This is a genomic window from Streptomyces sp. NPDC001204 (assembly GCF_053598035.1).
This window is the reverse complement of the sequence record NZ_JBSFJL010000027.1, coordinates 76,810-95,225: the sequence shown is the minus strand read 5'-3', so window position 1 is coordinate 95,225 and position 18,416 is coordinate 76,810. Positions and strand designations below refer to the sequence as shown.

The following is an 18,416-nucleotide window of genomic DNA, read 5'->3' as shown; positions in this document are numbered from 1 at the left end:
GATGGATCGGACCCTACTGCCCCGCGGACCCGTTGTGACCTGCTGGGACCGCGAGGCGGAGGGACTTCTTCCGGCGCATGCCGCCGGCCGGGGCGGGCGTCAGGCGTGATCGGCGCAGCAGGGCGTCGGGTCGGGCACCTCGAAGGGCGCGAGGAGGCCGCCCGCGGCGGGCACGAGCGGCAGCACAAGCTGTCCGCCCTGCCACAGGGGGCGCACGTGATCGCGAGTCGTCACCGAGGTGTCCGGTTCCGGGCCGCCACCGGGGCCGGACGGCGCCCCGACGACGGTGACCCGGTCGATCGCGGTGTGCCGAAGGAGGAAGCTCACCGGGACCGTGCCGACGAGACGCTGGACTCCGGGGTAGACGACGGCACGTCCCTGCTCGCGGGTCTGCTGCTCGGCCGCCGCCAGGGCGGCGCCGTCCGCGTACGGCGCCGGGCCGTGCCGCAGCGCGCCGAGGGCCGCGCCGGACGGCGGCCGCCCCTCGTCCGCGAGGAGCGGGAGGAGGGCGACGAGCCGGTGCCATGCCGAGGCCGCGGTGTCCGCGTCCGGCAGCGCCAGGGAGACGGCGATGTGCGGCCGTTCGCCGCTGCGGACCGGGTGCGTGCAGGCGACGGTGGCGTCCGGCAGGCCGAGCCGCGCCACCAGGTCCTGGGCGAGGTGATCGGCGCCGCGCAGGTCCGCCGACCCGGCGTCCACACCGATCACGGTGGGGACGCCGGGTCCGCCGGGCGTACCGGTCATGCGGGCAGGACCCACATCGGGTTGGAGTAGAACCACAGGTCCTTCCACGGGTCGGCGTCGCCGACCACGTCCATCGCCGGTCCGGCCGGGTCCACGGCGGCACCGCGCAGACCGACGCCGGTGCGGTTGCCGTCCGTGCCGCGCAGCCGCACGTACACCGGCCTGTCCACGCGGCCGAGGGAGTACGTCAGACGCACCGAGCCGGTGGACTTGTTCACCTCGAAGGACTTCACGACCTTGGTGTCCGGGGTGGTGAAGACGTCCTTGTCGGAGACCCGGCCGGTGACGTCGCCCTGGATCACGTCGACCCGGGCCAGCTTCGGCACGAACTGCGCCCAGTTCGGGCCGTTGGCGAGGCTGATCTCGACGACCAGGTCGACCTGGCTGCCGCGGCGCACGTGCAGCACGTCGCCGAGGGTGACGGTCTTGCCGCCGGAGCGCAGTTGGGCGTTGAGGCCGCTGATCAGCCCGCCGTGGTCGACCCAGACGCGGCCGGCGCGGATGCCGTCCATGACCGCCTGGTAGGAGAAGGAGGCGGCACCGACGTGGGTGCGGGAGTACTGGCCGGGCCAGAAGTCGCCGTCGCCCAGGTTCAGCGCGCCGCCGTGGACGGGGTCCTCGTAACGGCCGTTGGCGTTGAAGTCGCTGCCCGGCCCGCGGACGGAGGAGTCGGCGTAGACGCTGTGGGAGTCGGAGTTGGCGGTGATCCACCAGGGCTTGCCCTCGGCCAGCAGGCTGTCCCACAGACCGCCCACGGTCGCGGTCATCCAGTCGAAGCCGCCCCAGGTGCGGTAGCTCTCCAGCGGGTAGCCGGAGAAGGAGTCGGCGCCGGGGCTGCCGTCGTAGTAACCCCGGCCCGAGCCGGGGCCGCCCGGCGCGGGCAGTCCGGCGGCCTGGTGGCCGGGGGCGCCCTCCATGCCGACGGCGATCGTCGGCTGCGCGTCGCGCCAGGCACGGATCTCGTGCGGGGAGTCGATGCCCTTGCGGGCGGGGTGGTTGGCCAGGAACAGGGCGTCCTTGACCTTGCGGCGCTGGACCTGCTCGGCGAGGAAGTTGACGCCCGCGATGGCGAGCGCCTCGTTGGCGGGGGTGGCGGCGGTGGCCTTCTTCACGGACCCGTCGAAGGAGTTCTCGAACTCCTTCAGCACGGCGACCTCGTTGGTGCCGGGGTGGACGAACACGGTGCCGTGTTCGGCGGCCGGGATGTTCCACTCCAGGCCCTGGAAGACCAGCGTGTCGGAGATCTGCCCGCGGGCGGCGACGATGTCCGGGTTGACCTTCTCCACACCGATCTTGGCGTGCTGCTCGCTGCCGTGGTCGGTGATGACCATCCAGTCCAGGCCGTGCGCGTTGGCCTGGCGCACGTGGTCGACGACCCGGTACTTGCCGTCGGAGCTGTACTGGGTGTGGATGTGGTGGTCGCCGGCCAGCCACAGGTATCCCCCGGAGCGGGAGGACTGCGGGGACTGCTGGTTCTGGTTCTGCCCCTGGTTCTGGCCCTGGGACGCGGCCGCCTGTCCGGCGCCGGCGAGCACGCTGCCCGCCGCAAGTCCGGCGCCGAGCAGGCCGGTACGGCGCAGCATGGACCGGCGGGACAGCTGATCGGGCGTCAACTCGGTGTCCGGGACCTCCAGGTCGAGCGCCGGCGGCAGGGACCCGCCACCCGTGCCGTGGTCGTGATGGTGGTGCCCGCGGGCGTGACTGTGGCCGTGGCCCATGTCCGAACTCCTGCCGTCTGTACGTTAAAAGCGTGTTCGAGCGGCGCCCATGCTGGGCCCCTGCCGCCAACACGGCGGGAACGGCTGGTGACAACGGCGGGTACGGCAGGCGGCGCCCGAACGCGGCACGGAGCCACCCGCGGTTTCGGCACGCGCGCCGACGCTGCCGGACCGGGCGGAACAAGCCACTTCGGGAGTCGCGTGAGCACGGCGCTCGCGTGACGGCCGGCGCCCGGGCCCATCGGGTGCGCGCCGGACGGGAACCCGCCGGGGTGCGGTGGTGGAGCACCGCGCGACCGGAGCGGGCACGGGTGACGAGACCCGATGTGCGCAGTACGCCCCGGTGTTACGAGATCGTGGCGGGACTGACGAAGTGACGGCGTACCCGGGCTGCCGCGGGGCCCGATCGCGGGTGTGCGGGAGAGAAGCGCGGCGAGCGCCGAGGAGCTCGGCCAGGGGCTGCACGCCTCCACGTTGTGCCTGGACGGACATTGCCCCCGGGACAGGGCGGATGCTCCGCCGGCCGGACGCAGGGGGGCGCTGGAGAAGGCCGGTGCGGAGCCGACTCGGCCGGCTACGGCCCCTTCGACGCCGCCACGGCGACCGGCCTCGGCTCGATGCCGAGCCGTCCGCACCGGCCGCGCACGCCGGTGCCGCCGCTGCCTCCGGAGCACCGCAGGCTGCCGGGCGTGCCGGTCCTGTTGCTCGGCGGGGGCCGGGACGTGTCGACCCCGCTGGAATGGCTTCACGACCAGAAGGGGCTGACGCCGCGGGCCGAGGTCGTGTTGGTGCCGGGCGCGGCGCCCTCGGGGCAGAGCAGGACGGCCAGGACAGGCGCCGCCAGGCGGTGTTCGGCTTCCTGCTGGACCGGCCCGACAGCACCGCACGGACGGCGAAGGCCCAGACCGGGAAACCCGGCTGGGCCTTCACATGGTCAGATGGCGCCGGTGAAGGTGTCGCACCGGGCCGGGGAGCCCGTGGTGTACCCGGTGGTGAACCAGTGGACCCGCTGCTGCGAGCTGCCGTGGGTCCAGCCTTCCGGGTCGACGCGGCCCTGGGTGCGTTCCTGGATGCGGTCGTCGCCGATGGCTTCCGCGGCGTCGAGGGCCTCGCGGATGTCGGAGTCGGTGAACGGCTTGTCGAAGAAGCCGGTGGTGACGGCGTTCTTGGCCCAGGCCCCGGCGTAGCAGTCGGCCTGGAGCTCCAGCCGGACCGAGCCGCTGTCGGCTCCCTTGCGGTCCCGGCCGGCGCGGTTCATGGTGCCCAGCAGGTTCTGCACGTGATGCCCGTACTCGTGGCCGATGACGTACGCCTGCGCGAAGGGGCCGCCCTTGGCGCCGAACCTGTCCTCCAGCTCACGGAAGAAACCGAGGTCGAGGTAGACACCGCGGTCGGCCGGGCAGTAGAAGGGGCCCATGGCGGAGGTGGCCCTGCCGCACCCCGTGCTCCACGCGCCGGAGACCAGTTGGGTTCCAGCCTTGGTGTAGGACTGCTGGAAGTGCTCGGGGAGAGCACCCTGCCAGTAGCGCTGGATGCTGTTGACGACACCCACCACGTGGCACTTCTCCGATTGGTTGGCGTCGGCGCCCTTCCGGCACTTCGCGATCAGGTCCTCTCCCTGCTGCCGGGTGGCGGAGTTCGAGCCGCCGCCGTTCAGGAGGCCCGCCGGGTTGACGCCCAAAAGCAGTGCGACGACCAGGACGACGACGCCGATGACGCCGCCGCCGATGGTGAGCCCGCCTCCGGGAATGCCACCGCCGCCGCTGCCTCGGTCTTCGACCTGAGAAGCATCAAGATCCACGTCATCGCGGAATTCCATGGGTCGTTCGTCTCCCGGGGGTTGGTGATCACCCCCATTCTGCCCGGTGTCGTGGACTGGTCGTGTGAGGGTGGACGGCAACGCTCCACGGACACCTCACAGACCGTCACTTCCGCGGCGCGCAGGCGGCCCAGAAACCCGGGGCCGCGCGCGCCGCGGGGTCTTCGGCGTGTCCGCCGGCGCCGCGGGACGGGATAGCGCTGCGACCGGAAAGGTTCACCGGCTCGCGACGCCCGGCACGGCACCTCGCCGCGTCGTCGCATCACCCGAGTACATCCAGTACGCGGGCAATGCTCCGCCTTGCGATGCCCCCCACAGCCTGAACGGCGTGGGAGGTACCCCCAGCCCCGGACGCCGCGAGCTTCCCGGCACACCTCACCGGTCACAGCACTAGAGACTGAGCGTGACCGCGGCGCCCGCGCCGCCCAGGGCCAGGGCGAGGGCCGCCTCGCTCCAGCCGCCCGCGCCCCATCGGAAGAACCGGTCGACGGCCAGCCGGCCCGGGCCGACGGCGGTGATACCCAGGGCGACGACGGCGATGCACACGTTGTATTCCACTCCGCCGTCCGTCTCCCACAGGCCGTGTACGCCGGTGACGGTCGCCATCGCGTTGATCATGACTCCGATCAGGGCGGCGGCCGCGAGCGGGGTCAGCAGCCCCAAGGCCAGACCGAGGCCGCCCAGGAACTCCGACAGACCGCCGATCGCGGCGAACAGCTTTCCCGGGCGGTAGCCGAGAGCCGCGAACCCCTGACCGGTCGCGGTCAGGCCGCGCCCTCCGAAGAGCCCGAACAGCTTCTGCGCGCCGTGCCCGGCCATCAGGAGGCCGAAGGTGAGTCTGATGAGCAGCAGACCGCAGTCGGCGGCGGTCGCCGTGACCGCGGCCGCGTGCCGTGCCACCGGCTCCGTGGGACGAGGGGCCCGGTACAGAATTCGCTTCGACACCATGGGAGTGCTCCGGTAGGAGCGCCGGAACGGGTCTTGCCCCCAGCTCGGACACGCCGAGGCACCGGTCGGGGGTGAGCCGCGCGGCGGCGCGCGCCCGCTCTCACCCCTCGGTATCGATCCTTCCGCAGCCCGCGCGGTCGTGCATCTGGGCCCGGCCGGATCCAGCCGGGCCCGTCCGGACCTGGATGGGCCGGGACGGGCTTCTCCAACTGCCACCGTGCGGTGATTCGTCGCCGTACGCCCCGGCTGTCCCGGGTGGCAAGACGGTCGTTCCGGTGACTTTCCGGCCAACAACCGTGGAAACGCTTGCCCGTTGGTCCGTCCTACATCTTGTTGCGGGGGAATCTACGCGCGTATCTTTCCTGCCGACCCACGAGTCTCCTGTCACCTCCCACGGTTCAGTCGCGTCTTTTTTCTCAACTCCACGAAAGAGCCCCACGTGTCTTCACACATACCGCTGTCCCTGCGCGGCAGAGCTGCCAAGGTCGGCCTCGTCGCGCTTCCCCTCGGTATCGCCGGCTCACTGATCGCGCTGCCTCTCACCGCCCAGGCGGCGTCCCCGGACGCCGTCATCTCCGAGGTCTACGGCGGCGGTGGCAACTCCGGCGCGCCCTTCACCCACGACTTCGTCGAGCTGGGCAACGCCGGTTCCGGATCGTTCGACCTGAGCGGCTGGTCCGTCCAGTACCTCAGCGGCTCGCCCTCGGCCACCACCAAGTGGCAGGTCACCCCGCTCACCGGGGCGATTCCCGCGGGCGGCACCTACCTGATCCAGGAGGCCAAGGGCACCGCGGGCGACGCCCCCCTGCCGACGCCCGACGCGACCGGCACCATCAGCATGTCGGCGACCAGCGGGACCATCGCGCTGGTCCACTCCACCACCGCGCTCACCTGCCTGACCGCCGAGGACTGCGCGGCCGACGGCCGCATCAAGGACCTGGCGGGCTTCGGCACCGCCGTGGTGCGCGAGGGCAACCCCGCCACCGGTGCGGGCAACACCACCTCCGTCTCGCGCGACGCCTCCTTCACCGACACGGACGACAACTCGGCCGACTTCACCGGCTCCGCGCCCAGCCCGCGCAACAGCACCGGAGAGGGCTCCGGCGACCCGTCGCCCTCCCCCACCCCGTCGCCCACCGACACCGCGCCCGGCAGCCTGCGCGTCCACGACATCCAGGGCACCACCCGGATCTCCCCGCACAACGGCGAGTCCGTGACCAACGTGCCCGGCGTGGTGACCGGCGTGCGCAGCACCGGCACGAAGGGCTACTGGATCCAGGACCCCGAAGCGGACGCGAACCCGGCCACCAGCGAGGCCATCTTCGTGTACACGGGCTCCGCCACCCCCATCGTCAAGGTCGGCGACTCGGTGCTGGTGTCGGGCAAGGTCAGCGAGTACTACCCCGGCGGCCAGAGCAGCGGTGCGCAGTCCGTCACCGAACTGACCGGCCCCAAGGCCGTCGTCCTGTCCTCCGGCAACCCGCTGCCCGCGGCGGAGGTCATCAACTCGACGACGCTGGCCGAGGCCTACGCCCCGCAGGTCCCGGGCGGAAGCATCGAGTCCCTGGAGCTGAAGCCCGACAAGTACGCCCTGGACTGGCTGGAATCCCGTGAGGGCATGCTGGTGCAGGTCGGCGACTCCCGCGTGGTGGGCGCCAGCAACGACTACAACGAGACGTGGATCACCACCAAGCCCAAGCAGAACCCGTCGTACCACGGCGGCACCGTCCTCACCGGCTACGCCAACCCCAACTCCGGGCGTCTGCTCCTCACCTCGCTGACCGGTGACAAGCTCCAGGCGAATGTCGGTGACACCCTCACCGGCACGACCTCCGGCCCGCTGGACTACGGCAACTACGGCGGCTACAGCATCCAGGCCACCAAGCTCGGCAAGACCGTCTCCGGCGGGCTGACCCCGGACGTGGCGAAGCCGGGCAAGGCGGAGGAGCTGTCCGTCGCCACCTACAACGTCGAGAACCTCGCCCCGTCGGACCCGCAGCGCAAGTTCGACCGGCTGGCCCAGGCCGTCGTCAAGAACCTGGCCACCCCGGACATCCTGAGCCTGGAGGAGATCCAGGACAACAGCGGCGCCACGGACGACGGAACGGTCGCGGCGGACAAGACCATCGCCAAGTTCGTCGACGCCATCAAGGCGGCGGGGGGCCCGGCGTACGACTGGCGCTCCATCGACCCGGTCAACGACCAGGACGGCGGCCAGCCCGGCGGCAACATCCGCATCGTCTACCTCTTCAACCCCGCGCGCGTGACCTTCGTGGACCGGCCGGGCGGCGACTCCACGACCGGCGTCCAGGCGGTCGCCGACGGCAAGAAGGGCGTCCGCCTCTCGGTGTCGCCGGGCCGCATCAACCCGACCTCCGACGCCTGGAAGAGCAGCCGCAAGCCGCTGGTCGGCGAGTTCACCTTCCGCGGTGAGCAGGTCTTCGTCGTGGCCAACCACTTCAACTCCAAGGGCGGCGACCAGCCGTCGCACGGCGTCTTCCAGCCGCCGACGCTGAGCTCCGAGGTCCAGCGCACGAAGCAGGCCAAGGAGGTCAACGCCTTCGTCTCCGACCTGCTGTCCAAGGACAAGAAGGCCAAGGTCGTCGTCCTGGGCGACCTGAACGACTACCAGTTCTCCAAGCCGCTGGCCACGCTGACCTCCGGCAAGATCCTCACGGATCTGATCAACACCCTGCCGGCGAACGAGCGGTACAGCTACGTGTACGACGGCAACTCGCAGACGCTGGACCACATCCTGGTCTCGTCCAACATCAAGAAGCCCTCCTACGAGGTCGTCCACATCAACGCCGAGTTCTACGACCAGATGAGCGACCACGACCCGCAGGTGGTCCGGTTCAAGTAACCGCTCCCCCCGGCACGTTCGGGTCACGGGCCCGGCACCTCGAGGCGAGGTGCCGGGCCGCGTCGTGAGATCATGGCGTCCCGAGCTACTACAGCCCCGTAGAGGAGCGGCACACGCATGTTCGACCAGCTGAAGAACCTGAAGGGCAAGGTCGAGGACATCGCCGAGGCCCACGGCGACAAGATCTCCGACGGACTGGAGAAGGCCGGCGAGTTCATCGACGGCAAGACCGGCGGCAAGCACAGCAGCACGATCGACACCGTCGTCGACAAGGCACAGGACGCCGTGGACAAGCTGGGCAAGCACAAGAGCTGAGTGCACGGCGGCACCCGCGGGTGTGACACCCGGTGAGGTCCGTGCGCTTGGCTAGTGACAGCTGTGACACGCGTGCCGAACGTGGGACTTTCTTGGGGTGGGATGGTGGGTCGCCGAACTGGGCGGGCGAACGCGTTACGGAGCCTGAACCGGCGAGTGTGGCTGACGGGCGGGGCCGCCGTGCTGACAGGGGCCGGAGTCGTCACCTTCGCGGTGGCGTCCCCGCCCGAACAGCCGCGGGGTCACGGGCGGATACCGTCCGTGCAGACGCTGCGGCCGGCAGACCTGGGCGAGGGGCACGAGGGACTGCCGCAGTGGGACACGGACCGGTTCAGCGCCGCGCTGCTGACCTGGGACGACCCGCGCGCCGAACTGGGCGGCACCGCCGAACTGCGCTCCCGCTCGGCGGAGACCGGCGAGTGGTCGGACTGGCGGAGGCTGCCGGACGACCCGCTGACCGCCGACGGGGCGGAGGCCCGGCGGGCCGGGGTCCGGGGCGGCACCGCCTCCGTGTGGACCGGCGACTCGGACGGTGTGGAGGTGCGCGTCCTCAGGGGCGACGGCACGCCCGCCACCGGGCTCCCCGCAGGGCTGGACGTCAAGCTGCTGGACCCCGGCACGGGGTCCGGGAGCACGACCGCGTCCGAGGACGCCGCGTCCACCGAGTCCGCCCCGGCCGACAGGTCCGCCCCGGTCACCGGGTCCGCGCCGGGCGGCGCACCGCGCACCGTCCCGGCCGCGCGTCCGTCGACGGTGGTGCGTCCGCCGGTCATCACCCAGGCGGAGTGGGGAGCCTGGACCGGGCACGGCAGCACGCCGAGGTACGGAACGCGGATCCGGGCCGCGATCGTCCACGACACCGGGGCCGGCAGCGACAACGAGCTCTCCTGCGCCCAGTCACGCGCCCGGCTCCGCACCCTCCAGCAGGGTCACCTCGCGCGCGGCTACGACGACATCGGCTACAACTTCGTCGTCGACCGCTGCGGTCAGGTCTTCGAGGGCCGGGGCGGCGGCGCGGACCTGCCGGTGGTCGGCGCGCACGAGCGCGGTTCCAACACCGGCACGGTCGGAATCTCCTTCATCGGCGACTTCACGACCGCAAAGCCGAGCCCGGCCGCGCGGAACGCCATCGCGCGGATCGTGGCGTGGAAGTTCGGAATGTACGGTATCGACCCGGCCGGCAAGGTCGCGCTGGGTTCCGGCAGCGGTGCCCGTGCCACCGGCGGCGGGACCGCCGGGGAGGCCGCCCGGATCGCCGAGCTGGCCGGGAGACCGGGGATCTCGCACGCGCCGCCCACCTCCGACTTCAACCGCGACGGCACCGGTGACCTGGCGGCCGGTACGCCCAGGGTGTCGGGCGGCGCCGGCGGCGTGACGGTGATCCCGGGCGGCCTCGACGGCCCGGCCTCGGCCTCGAAGATGACGATCACTCAGGACAACCCCGGGGTCCCCGGCTCCTCCGCGCCCGGCGACAACTTCGGCGCCGCGACCGCGTGGGGCGACGTCAACGGCGACGGCTACGCCGACCTCGCGATCGGTGTGCCCGGCAAGGACGACGGTCACGGGCACGCCGACCGGGGCTCGGTCACCGTCCTGTACGGGCCCGGTCTGGACTCCGGGTTCTCCTACACCGCCTCCGGCGGAACACCGGCCGGGGCGCGGTTCGGCTCGGCGGTCGCCGTCGGCGACTTCGACGGCGACGGCCGCGCGGACGTCTTCGCGGCCGGCACCGGCAACGGCGGCATGTGGAGCGTGCGGCTGACCGCGAGCGCCACCACCTCCGGACCGCTGACCACCGCCAAGGGCCCGGTCTCCCATCCGGACGCCACGACCGGCGACTTCAACGGGGACGGCTACGCGGACGTCGCCCTCGCCTACACCGACGCCGGCGGCATCGGGCGCGTGGTGTGGTTCGCGGGCTCCGCGCGCGGACTGACGAAGCGGGGCGTCCTCCCGGTGCGGGGCGGCCGCTGCGTCGCCGCGGGCGACATCAACGGCGACGGCTACGACGACCTCGTCGTCGGCCGGCCCCACCCCACTGAATCCGGCGGCGCGGCGGGAGGCCAGGTCACCGTGGTCCGCGGTGCGGTGAACGGGCTCACCACCACCGGTATGAAGGTCATCCACCAGGACGGTGTGGGCGTGGCGGGCACCGACCGGGCCGGTGACGGCTTCGGCGAGGCGGTCTCCGTCGGGGACCACGACGCCGACGGCTACGCGGACGTCCTGGTAGGCGCCCCCGGAGAAGGCCTCACCCGTGACGGAGTCCACCACCGCGACGCCGGGCAGGCCACCCTGCTCCGGGGTTCCGCGGCCGGTCTGACCGCCACCGGCTCCTTCGCCCTCAACCAGGACACCCCCGGGATCCTGGACGAGGCGGAGACGGGCGACCGGTTCGGTTCCTCCGTCGCCCTGACGGACATGACCGGCCACGGGTACGCGGGGCTCGTCTTCGGCGCGGAAGGCGAGGACGGGGGCAACGGCCTCCTGCTGTACACGCCCGTCAGCGGCAGCGGCTTCGGCCTCGCCCGGACCGTCGCCCTGCGCGACACCGCCCTGGGCACACCCGCCGGCGCCCATCTCGGGCAGAACCTGGCGCCCTGACCCTCACGCCGCGGCCGGTGGTCGTGTCCACCGGCCGCGGCGGCCGGGCCGGACCTCATCCCCGGCGCAGATCCCGGACCCGGCGGATCTTGCCCACCGAACGCTCCAGGGTCTCCGGATCGACCACGCACACCTCGACGCTGATGCCGACCGAGTCCTTCACGCCCTTGCTGATCGTCCGGGCGGCCGCCTCGCGCTGCTCAGGCCCCGCGCCGGGGCGGGCCTCGATGTGGACCGTCATGTGGTCCATGCGGCCGCGCTGGGTCAACTGGATCTGGAAGTGCGGGGCGACGTCGGGCACCCGCAGCACGACCTCCTCGATCTGGCTCGGGAAGACGTTCACACCCCGCAGGATGATCATGTCGTCGCTGCGGCCGGTGATCTTCTCGATACGGCGGAAGGCGGGCCGTGCGGTGCCGGGCAGCAGGCGGGTGAGGTCACGCGTGCGGTAGCGGATGATCGGCAGGGCTTCCTTCGTCAGCGAGGTGAACACCAGCTCGCCGCTCTCGCCGTCGGGCAGCACCTCACCGGTGATCGGGTCGACGACCTCGGGACAGAAGTGGTCCTCCCAGACGTGCAGTCCGTCCTTGGTCTCCACGCACTCCTGCGCCACGCCCGGGCCCATGACCTCGGACAGTCCGTAGATGTCGACGGCGTGGATGTCCATGCGCTCCTCTATCTCGCGGCGCATCGCCTCCGTCCAGGGCTCGGCGCCGAAGATGCCGACCTTGAGGGAGCTGGTGCGCGGGTCCACGCCCTGCCGCTCGAACTCGTCGAGCAGGGTCAGCATGTAGGAGGGCGTGACCATGATGATCTCGGGCTCGAAGTCCCGGATGATCTGCACCTGGCGCGCGGTCATGCCGCCGGACGCGGGGATGACGGTGCATCCGGCGCGCTCGGCGCCGTAGTGCGCGCCGAGGCCGCCGGTGAACAGGCCGTAGCCGTAGGAGATGTGGACCTTGTGGCCGCGCCGGCCGCCCGCGGCGCGGATGGAGCGGGCGATGAGGTCGGCCCAGGTCGACAGGTCGTTCTCGGTGTAGCCGACCACGGTGGGGCGGCCGGTGGTGCCGCTGGAGGCGTGGATGCGCCGGACCTCGGACATGGGGACGGCGAACATGCCGAAGGGGTAGGTGTCGCGCAGGTCGGCCTTGGTGGTGAAGGGGAAGCGGGCCAGGTCCTCGAGGGAGCGGCAGTCGTCGGGGGTGACGCCTGCCTCGTCGAACTTCTTCCGGTAGAGCTCGACGTTGTCGTAGGCGTGGCGGAGGGTCGCGCGGAGCCGGCTGAGCTGCACATCGCGGAGCTGCTCGGGGGTCATGCGCTCGCCGCTGTCCAGCAGCTCGTCCGGGAGGGGCTGTCCCAGCCGGGGCCCCTGATCCACCGGGGCCGTCACTTCGCTGCTCATTGCGACTCCTTCGTCTTCTCGCTTCGTAGGCTGCGGCTGCGCCCGCGGAACTCCGCGATCACCTCGTCGCCCCGCCGGACACTCACGTCGTAGATCCCGCTGCGGCCGTACCGCGTGCGCTCGCTGGCCGTCGCCACGAGGACGTCGCCCTCATGGGCCGGGGCGATGAAGACGATGTCGGCCGCCGCCGCGACCGTCACGGGTCCGTGGCTGTTGCAGGCGCAGGCGAACGCGGTGTCGGCGAGCAGGAAGAGATAGCCGCCGTGGGCGATCCGATGTCCGTTGACCATCGCCGGCGTCACGGTCATCCGCACCTCGGCGGTCCCTTCGCCGTGGTGCGTCAGCTCGATGCCGAGATTCCGGGAAGCCAGGTCCGCGGCGAACATCGTCTCGACCGGACCGGGCTCGACGTCAGTGGCCTGCGTCACGTTTTCCACCACCTTGTGTACCGACCGAACATTCGGTTAGCGTCGGCAAAGCCAAGTAATCAAGCATCACCGCTGCCTGTCAAGAGGTGGACCGCATGCCCCACACCACTCCCGAGCCCGTCGACTTCTTCGCCCGCCACCGAGAGCTGCTGGAGGCGGCGGTCGCGGCCACCGAGAGCCGGGACCACTGGTCTCCGTACCCGGAGTCGCCCAGCAAGTCGGTGTACGGCGAGGAGGCGCCGAAGCTCGGTGAGGCCGCTTTCCGGGACCAGTTGGGCAAGCCGTTCGCGCTGCCCGGGCACCCCGGGGAGGGGACCGTGCAGGCCGCCGAGACCTCCCCCTACGGCTTCGGCCTCGGCATCGGCTACCCCCGGGTCTCGCCCGAGGAGGCGGTGGCCGCCGCCAAGGCCGCCACGGGCCCCTGGCGCGACGCGGGCCCCGATGTACGCGCCGGTGTCGCCGCCGAGATCCTGGCCCGGCTGAACGCGGCCAGTTTCGAGAACGCGCACGCCGTGCAGCACACCACCGGACAGGCCTTCGTCATGGCGTTCCAGGCGGGCGGCCCGCATGCTCAGGACCGCGGCCTGGAAGCCGCCGCCTACGCCTGGGCGGAGCAGAAGCGGCACCCGCGCGCGGCGCGCTGGACCAAGCCCCAGCGCAAGGGCGGGGCGCTGGTGATGGACAAGAAGTTCACGCCGGTCGGACGCGGTGTCTCCCTGCTGATCGCCTGCAACACCTTCCCCACCTGGAACGGCTATCCGGGTCTGTTCGCCAGCCTGGTCACCGGCAACCCCGTGGTGATCAAGCCGCACCCGGGCGCCGTGCTGCCGCTGGCGCTCACCGTGCGCACCGCCCGCGAGGTCCTCGCCGAGGCAGGCTTCGACCCCGATCTCGTGATCCTCGCCGCCGAGGAGCCCGGCGAGCGCACCGCGGGCCTCCTCGCGCTCCACCCGGACGTCCGCATCATCGACTTCACCGGCTCCACGGAGTTCGGCGACTGGCTGGAGACCAACGCCCGCCAGGCCGCCGTGTACACCGAGAAGGCGGGCCTGAACACGGTCGTCCTGGACTCCACCGACGACTACCGCGGGCTGCTGCGCAATCTCGCCTTCTCGCTGTCCCTCTACAGCGGCCAGATGTGCACCACCCCGCAGAACCTGCTGATCCCCCGCGCCGGCATCGCCACCGACCAGGGAGTCAGGACCGCCGACGAGTTCGCCGCGGACCTGGGCGCCGCGCTGGACAAGCTGCTCGGCGACCCGGACCGGGCGGCCGGCACGCTCGGCGCCATCGTCAACGACGGCGTCCTCGACCGGCTGGAGAAGGCGGCGGCAGTGGGCACCACGGTGCACGCCTCGCGGCCGGTGGAGCACCCCGAGCACCCGGAGGCCACCGTCCGCACGCCGCTGGTGGCACGCCTGGACGCGGGGCCGGACGAGGAGACGTACACCCGCGAGTGGTTCGGGCCCGTCTCCTTCGTGATCGCCACCGACTCCACCGAGCACAGCCTGCGGATCTTCCGTGAGACGGTGCGCGCCCACGGCGCGCTGACCGCCGCCGTGCACTCCACGAGCGAAGAGGTCCTCGCCGCCGCCGAGTCGGCGGCCCTGGAGGCGGGAGTGCACCTGTCGGAGAACCTCACGGGCCAGGTCTTCGTCAACCAGTCCGCCGCGTTCAGCGACTTCCACGGCAGCGCCGCCAACCCCGCGGCCAGCGCCACCCTGTCCGACCCCGCGTTCGTCACCGGTCGTTTCGCGACGGTCCAGTCACGCCGCCCCGTCGTCATCGAGGAGAGCACCCATGCCTGACGAGGTCTATCTGATCGACGGGGCACGCACCCCGCAGGGCCGCTACGGCGGCGCCCTGGCCTCCGTACGCCCCGACGACCTGGCGGCGCTGGTGGTCGGTGAGGCCGTGCGCCGCGCCGCGATCCCGGCCGAGGCCGTGGACGAGGTGATCCTGGGCGCGGCCAACCAGGCCGGCGAGGACAACCGCGACGTGGCGCGCATGGCCGTCCTGCTCGCCGGGCTCCCGCACACCGTGCCCGGCTACACGGTCAACCGGCTGTGCGCCTCGGGCCTGACCGCGGTCGCCTCGGCGGCCCAGGCGATCCGTTCCGGCGAGGCCGACCTCGTCGTCGCGGGCGGCGTGGAGTCGATGACCCGCGCCCCGTGGGTGATGGAGAAGCCGGGCACCCCGTGGGCCAAGCCGGGCGAGGTGCACGACACGTCCCTGGGCTGGCGCTTCACCAACCCGCGCTTCGCCGCCGCCGACCGCGCGGTGCCCGCCGGGGCCGGTCCGGAGACGGTGAGGACGACCCTGTCCATGGGTGAGACGGCCGAGGAGGTCGCCGCCCTCGACGGCATCACCCGCGCCGACTCCGACGCCTTCGCGCTGCGCAGCCACCGGCGGGCCGTCGCCGCGTGGGAGGCAGGGCACTTCGACCGCGAGATCGTCCCGGTCCCGGTGAAGGACGGCCAGGTGGAGCGCGACGAGGGGCCGCGCCCGTCGACGACGCTGGAGAAGCTGGGCTCCCTGCGCACCATCTTCCGCAAGGACGGCATCGTCACCGCGGGCTCGGCCTCCCCGCTGTCCGACGGGGCGGCGGCCCTGGTCGTGGCGAGCGCGGCGGCCGTCGACCGGTACGGGCTCACCCCGCGCGCCCGTGTCGTCACCTCCGCCTCGGCCGGCGTGCAGCCCAACCTCATGGGCCTGGGCCCGGTTCCCGCCACGCAGAAGGCGCTGGGCCGGGCCGGCTGGCAGACCGCCGACCTGGACGCCGTCGAGCTCAACGAGGCCTTCGCCGCGCAGGCGCTGGCCGTCGTACGCCGGCTCAAGCTCGACGAGGACAGGGTCAACGCCGACGGCGGCGCCATCGCGCTCGGCCACCCGCTGGGCTGCTCGGGCGCCCGCATCCTGCTCACGCTGCTCGGCCGCCTGGAGCGCGAGGACGCCCGCCGGGGCCTGGCGACGCTGTGCGTGGGCGTGGGACAGGGCGTGGCGATGCTGGTGGAGCGGGTATGAGCCGGGACGCGTACGAGACGCTGCTCGTCGAGGAGCGCGAGGACCGGGTCGTGGTGACCCTGCATCGCCCCGAGGCGCGCAACGCGATCAGCGGGCTCATGATCCGTGAACTGCACGCGGTGTGCGACCTGTTGGAGGACGATCCGAAGCTGCTGCTGCTCACCGGCCACGGCAACGTGTTCGCCGGCGGCGCGGACATCGCGGAGCTGCTGCGGCGGGGCCGGGACGAGGCGCTTCAGGGAATCAACAGCCGCCTGTTCGAGCGGGTGCGCAGGCTGCCCATGCCGACCGTGGCCGCCGTCGACGGCTGGGCTCTGGGCGGCGGGGCGGAGCTGTCGTACGCCTGCGACATCCGTATCGCGGGACCCGACGCCGTCTTCGGCAATCCGGAGCCGGGGCTCGGCATCCTGGCGGCGGCCGGGGCGTGCTGGCGGCTCCCGGAGCTGGTCGGCGAGTCGGTCGCCAAGCAGGTGCTGCTCGCCGGGCGGAACCTGGACGCCCGGGCGGCCCTGGCCGCGGGTCTGGTCATCGACGTCGTACCGGCGGAGAAGCTGCTGGACGAGGCGCACGCGCTGCTGGACCGCATGGCGCGGTCCTCGGCCACCGCGCTGCGCCTGACCAAGCTCGTCGTCGACGCGCCCGGCGCGCACCCGGTCGCCGACGACCTGGCGCAGGCCGTGCTCTTCGAGGGCCAGGACAAGCAGGAGCGCATGACGCGTTTTCTGGCGAGGAAGAACGGGAGCAAGGCATGAACAGTCCGACCGTGCCCGCCGTCGTCGGTGTGATCGGCGGCGGCCGGATGGGGGCCGGCATCGCGCAGTCGTTCGCGGCCGCCGGCTCGTCGGTGACCGTCGTGGAGAGCGGCGCGCAGGCCGCGGCCGCCGCCGTGGACCGGATCGCCACCGGGCTGCGGCGGGCCGCCGAGCGCGGCCGCCTGGCCGAGCCCGCCGAGCAGGTGCTCGCCCGGGTCACGACCGCCGAGTCCGCGGACGGGCTGGCGCCGGGCACCGGGCTGGTCGTCGAGGCCGTGCCCGAGAACGCGGCGCTGAAGGCCGGGCTGCTCGCCGCGGCCGAGGCGGCGGTGGACGACACGACCGTGCTGGCCACCAACACCAGCTCCCTGTCGGTCACCGAACTGGCCGCGGCTCTGAAGGCGCCGGGCCGCTTCCTGGGCATGCACTTCTTCAACCCCGTGCCCGCCTCCGAACTGATCGAGATCGTCGTGGCGCCGGAGACCTCGCCCGAGGTCGTTCGGGCCGCCCTGGACTGGACCCGGGCGCTGGGCAAGAAGGACGTCGTCGTCAAGGACTCCCCCGGCTTCGCCAGCAGCCGTCTCGGCCTGGCGCTCGGCCTGGAGGCGATCCGCATGGTCGAGGAGGGGGTGGCGGAGCCGGAGGCGATCGACGACGCGATGAGCCTCGGCTACAAGCACCCCATGGGCCCGCTGCGCCTGACCGACCTGGTCGGGCTCGACGTCCGCCTGGCCATCGCCGAGTACCTGCACGCCACGCTCGGGGATCGGTTCGCCCCGCCGCAGCTGCTGCGCGACAAGGTCGCCCGGGGCGAACTGGGCCGCAAGTCGGGACAGGGGTTCTACACATGGTGACGCCGCCGGAAGTGGCCTCGCCCGACGCGGCGGCGCGGGGAGTCGGCTACCGCGTCGAGGACGGCGTCGCGGTCGTCGAACTGCGCAGGCCCGCCGCGGGCAACGCGCTCGACGCGGCCCTGCGGTCCGGGCTGCTGGCCGCCGTCCGCCGGGTGGCCGGCGACGGGGGCGGCGAGCCGGTCCGCGCGGTGCTGCTGACCGCCCAGGGCCGGAACTTCTGCGTCGGACAGGACCTCAAGGAGCACGCCGAGGCCCTGGAGCGCGACCCGGCGTCGGCGTTCGCCGTGGTGCGCGCCGAGTACAACCCGCTGGTGGAAGCGCTGCACGCGCTGCCTCAGCCGGTGGTCGTGGCGGTGGAGGGCGCGTGCGTCGGGGCCGGACTGGGTCTCGCGCTGTGCGCCGACGTGCGGGTGGCGTCGGACGGCGCGCGTTTCTCGACCGCGTTCACCGGGATCGGGCTGGCCGCGGACAGCGGTCTGAGCCTGTCGCTGGCCCAGGCGGTCGGCCCGTCGCGCGCCGCCGCCCTCATGCTGCTCGGCGACCGCTTCGACGCCGGGGACGCACAGCTTTGGGGACTGGTGCACCAGGTCGTGCCCGCCGGGCAGGCGGCGGCCGAGGGGCTGGCGCTGGCCCGGCGGCTGGCGGCGGGGCCCACCGCCGCGTACGGCGAGGTCAAGGCGCTGCTGCGGTACGCGGCGGCCGGGGCGGGGCTGAGCGCGGCACTGGAGCGTGAGGCGGCGGCCCAGGAGCGTCTCGGCGCCACCGACGACCACCGCGGCGCCGTGCGGTCCTTCCTCGCCAAGGAGAAGCCGTCCTTCGAGGGCCGCTGAGCAGAAGGCAGCCGAAGCGAGGGCCGCCGCACGCGGCGGCGGCCCTCGCACCGCCGGGCGGCCGTGCGCGGTCGGGGCGATCCCGGATTCAGGGGTTGCCGGGGCCGGGAAAATT

Annotated in this window: 14 protein-coding genes; 8 read left to right on the top strand and 6 right to left on the bottom strand. The window is 72.6% G+C overall.

Annotated elements, in window-relative coordinates:
- Positions 1–99: 99 nt before the first annotated feature.
- From ACWC91_RS30145 to ACWC91_RS30130, 4 genes are all read right to left on the bottom strand, one after another.
- Positions 100–744: a hypothetical protein gene (locus tag ACWC91_RS30145; RefSeq protein WP_450645024.1), complete on the bottom strand. Its 645-nt coding sequence runs from the start codon at positions 742–744 to the stop codon at positions 100–102.
- Positions 741–2,462, bottom strand: coding sequence for a PHP domain-containing protein (locus tag ACWC91_RS30140; RefSeq protein WP_225080364.1), 1,722 nt, complete (start codon positions 2,460–2,462; stop codon positions 741–743). Before ACWC91_RS30140 ends, ACWC91_RS30145 begins: the two co-directional genes overlap by 4 nt.
- 934 nt (positions 2,463–3,396) lie before the next feature.
- On the bottom strand, positions 3,397–4,281 hold the full coding sequence (ypfJ, locus tag ACWC91_RS30135; protein WP_225080363.1) for a KPN_02809 family neutral zinc metallopeptidase: 885 nt from the start codon (positions 4,279–4,281) through the stop codon (positions 3,397–3,399).
- Between the two features lie 390 nt (positions 4,282–4,671).
- Entirely contained in the window at positions 4,672–5,229 is a 558-nt protein-coding gene (locus ACWC91_RS30130; RefSeq protein ID WP_225080362.1) for a DoxX family protein, read from the bottom strand.
- A gap of 439 nt (positions 5,230–5,668) precedes the next feature.
- On the opposite strand from ACWC91_RS30130, the gene ACWC91_RS30125 reads away from it, so the two are divergent.
- The 3 genes from ACWC91_RS30125 to ACWC91_RS30115 all read left to right on the top strand — a co-directional run bounded on the left by ACWC91_RS30125 (position 5,669) and on the right by ACWC91_RS30115 (position 11,011).
- Entirely contained in the window at positions 5,669–8,092 is a 2,424-nt protein-coding gene (locus ACWC91_RS30125) for an endonuclease/exonuclease/phosphatase family protein (RefSeq protein WP_376501089.1), read from the top strand.
- 117 nt (positions 8,093–8,209) lie between these two features.
- Positions 8,210–8,407, top strand: a complete 198-nt coding sequence (locus ACWC91_RS30120; protein WP_225080360.1) for an antitoxin — start codon at positions 8,210–8,212, stop codon at positions 8,405–8,407.
- Between the two features lie 261 nt (positions 8,408–8,668).
- Complete coding sequence (locus tag ACWC91_RS30115; protein ID WP_450643982.1) at positions 8,669–11,011, top strand: FG-GAP-like repeat-containing protein; 2,343 nt, start codon at positions 8,669–8,671, stop codon at positions 11,009–11,011.
- 55 nt (positions 11,012–11,066) lie between these two features.
- Here the strand turns inward: ACWC91_RS30115 and paaK are convergent, their stop codons facing one another.
- Entirely contained in the window at positions 11,067–12,413 is a 1,347-nt protein-coding gene (gene paaK / locus ACWC91_RS30110; RefSeq protein ID WP_225080358.1) for a phenylacetate--CoA ligase PaaK, read from the bottom strand.
- On the bottom strand, positions 12,410–12,841 hold the full coding sequence (gene paaI / locus ACWC91_RS30105) for a hydroxyphenylacetyl-CoA thioesterase PaaI (RefSeq protein WP_225080357.1): 432 nt from the start codon (positions 12,839–12,841) through the stop codon (positions 12,410–12,412). The genes paaK and paaI overlap by 4 nt, the downstream gene beginning before the upstream one ends.
- Before the next feature lie 95 nt (positions 12,842–12,936).
- Here paaI and paaN point away from each other — a divergent pair, with 95 nt between their 5' ends.
- From paaN to ACWC91_RS30080, 5 genes are read left to right on the top strand one after another with little or no spacing between them, the layout of a single operon-like run.
- Positions 12,937–14,649: a phenylacetic acid degradation protein PaaN gene (gene paaN / locus ACWC91_RS30100; protein WP_450643983.1), complete on the top strand. Its 1,713-nt coding sequence runs from the start codon at positions 12,937–12,939 to the stop codon at positions 14,647–14,649.
- Positions 14,642–15,865 carry a thiolase family protein gene (locus tag ACWC91_RS30095; RefSeq protein ID WP_225080355.1) on the top strand — a complete coding sequence of 408 codons (1,224 nt, stop codon included), beginning with the start codon at positions 14,642–14,644 and terminating at the stop codon, positions 15,863–15,865. Before paaN ends, ACWC91_RS30095 begins: the two co-directional genes overlap by 8 nt.
- Positions 15,862–16,617, top strand: a complete 756-nt coding sequence (locus ACWC91_RS30090) for an enoyl-CoA hydratase/isomerase family protein (RefSeq protein WP_225080354.1) — start codon at positions 15,862–15,864, stop codon at positions 16,615–16,617. The genes ACWC91_RS30095 and ACWC91_RS30090 overlap by 4 nt, the downstream gene beginning before the upstream one ends.
- Positions 16,614–17,471 carry a 3-hydroxyacyl-CoA dehydrogenase family protein gene (locus tag ACWC91_RS30085; RefSeq protein ID WP_450726110.1) on the top strand — a complete coding sequence of 286 codons (858 nt, stop codon included), beginning with the start codon at positions 16,614–16,616 and terminating at the stop codon, positions 17,469–17,471. Before ACWC91_RS30090 ends, ACWC91_RS30085 begins: the two co-directional genes overlap by 4 nt.
- The gene (locus ACWC91_RS30080; RefSeq protein ID WP_450643767.1) at positions 17,465–18,301 is read left to right on the top strand and encodes an enoyl-CoA hydratase/isomerase family protein; all 837 of its coding nucleotides are present in this window, start codon (positions 17,465–17,467) and stop codon (positions 18,299–18,301) included. Before ACWC91_RS30085 ends, ACWC91_RS30080 begins: the two co-directional genes overlap by 7 nt.
- Positions 18,302–18,416: the final 115 nt, after the last annotated feature.

What these genes read in the sequence shown, in the direction of transcription:
- ACWC91_RS30145 (WP_450645024.1), bottom strand. Translation starts at nt 744, where the DNA reads ATGACCGGTACGCCCGGCGGACCCGGCGTCCCCACCGTGATCGGTGTG.
- ACWC91_RS30140 (WP_225080364.1), bottom strand. Translation starts at nt 2,462, where the DNA reads ATGGGCCACGGCCACAGTCACGCCCGCGGGCACCACCATCACGACCAC.
- ypfJ (WP_225080363.1), bottom strand. Translation starts at nt 4,281, where the DNA reads ATGGAATTCCGCGATGACGTGGATCTTGATGCTTCTCAGGTCGAAGAC.
- ACWC91_RS30130 (WP_225080362.1), bottom strand. Translation starts at nt 5,229, where the DNA reads ATGGTGTCGAAGCGAATTCTGTACCGGGCCCCTCGTCCCACGGAGCCG.
- ACWC91_RS30120 (WP_225080360.1), top strand. Translation starts at nt 8,210, where the DNA reads ATGTTCGACCAGCTGAAGAACCTGAAGGGCAAGGTCGAGGACATCGCC.
- paaK (WP_225080358.1), bottom strand. Translation starts at nt 12,413, where the DNA reads ATGAGCAGCGAAGTGACGGCCCCGGTGGATCAGGGGCCCCGGCTGGGA.
- paaN (WP_450643983.1), top strand. Translation starts at nt 12,937, where the DNA reads ATGCCCCACACCACTCCCGAGCCCGTCGACTTCTTCGCCCGCCACCGA.
- ACWC91_RS30095 (WP_225080355.1), top strand. Translation starts at nt 14,642, where the DNA reads ATGCCTGACGAGGTCTATCTGATCGACGGGGCACGCACCCCGCAGGGC.
- ACWC91_RS30090 (WP_225080354.1), top strand. Translation starts at nt 15,862, where the DNA reads ATGAGCCGGGACGCGTACGAGACGCTGCTCGTCGAGGAGCGCGAGGAC.
- ACWC91_RS30085 (WP_450726110.1), top strand. Translation starts at nt 16,614, where the DNA reads ATGAACAGTCCGACCGTGCCCGCCGTCGTCGGTGTGATCGGCGGCGGC.
- ACWC91_RS30080 (WP_450643767.1), top strand. Translation starts at nt 17,465, where the DNA reads ATGGTGACGCCGCCGGAAGTGGCCTCGCCCGACGCGGCGGCGCGGGGA.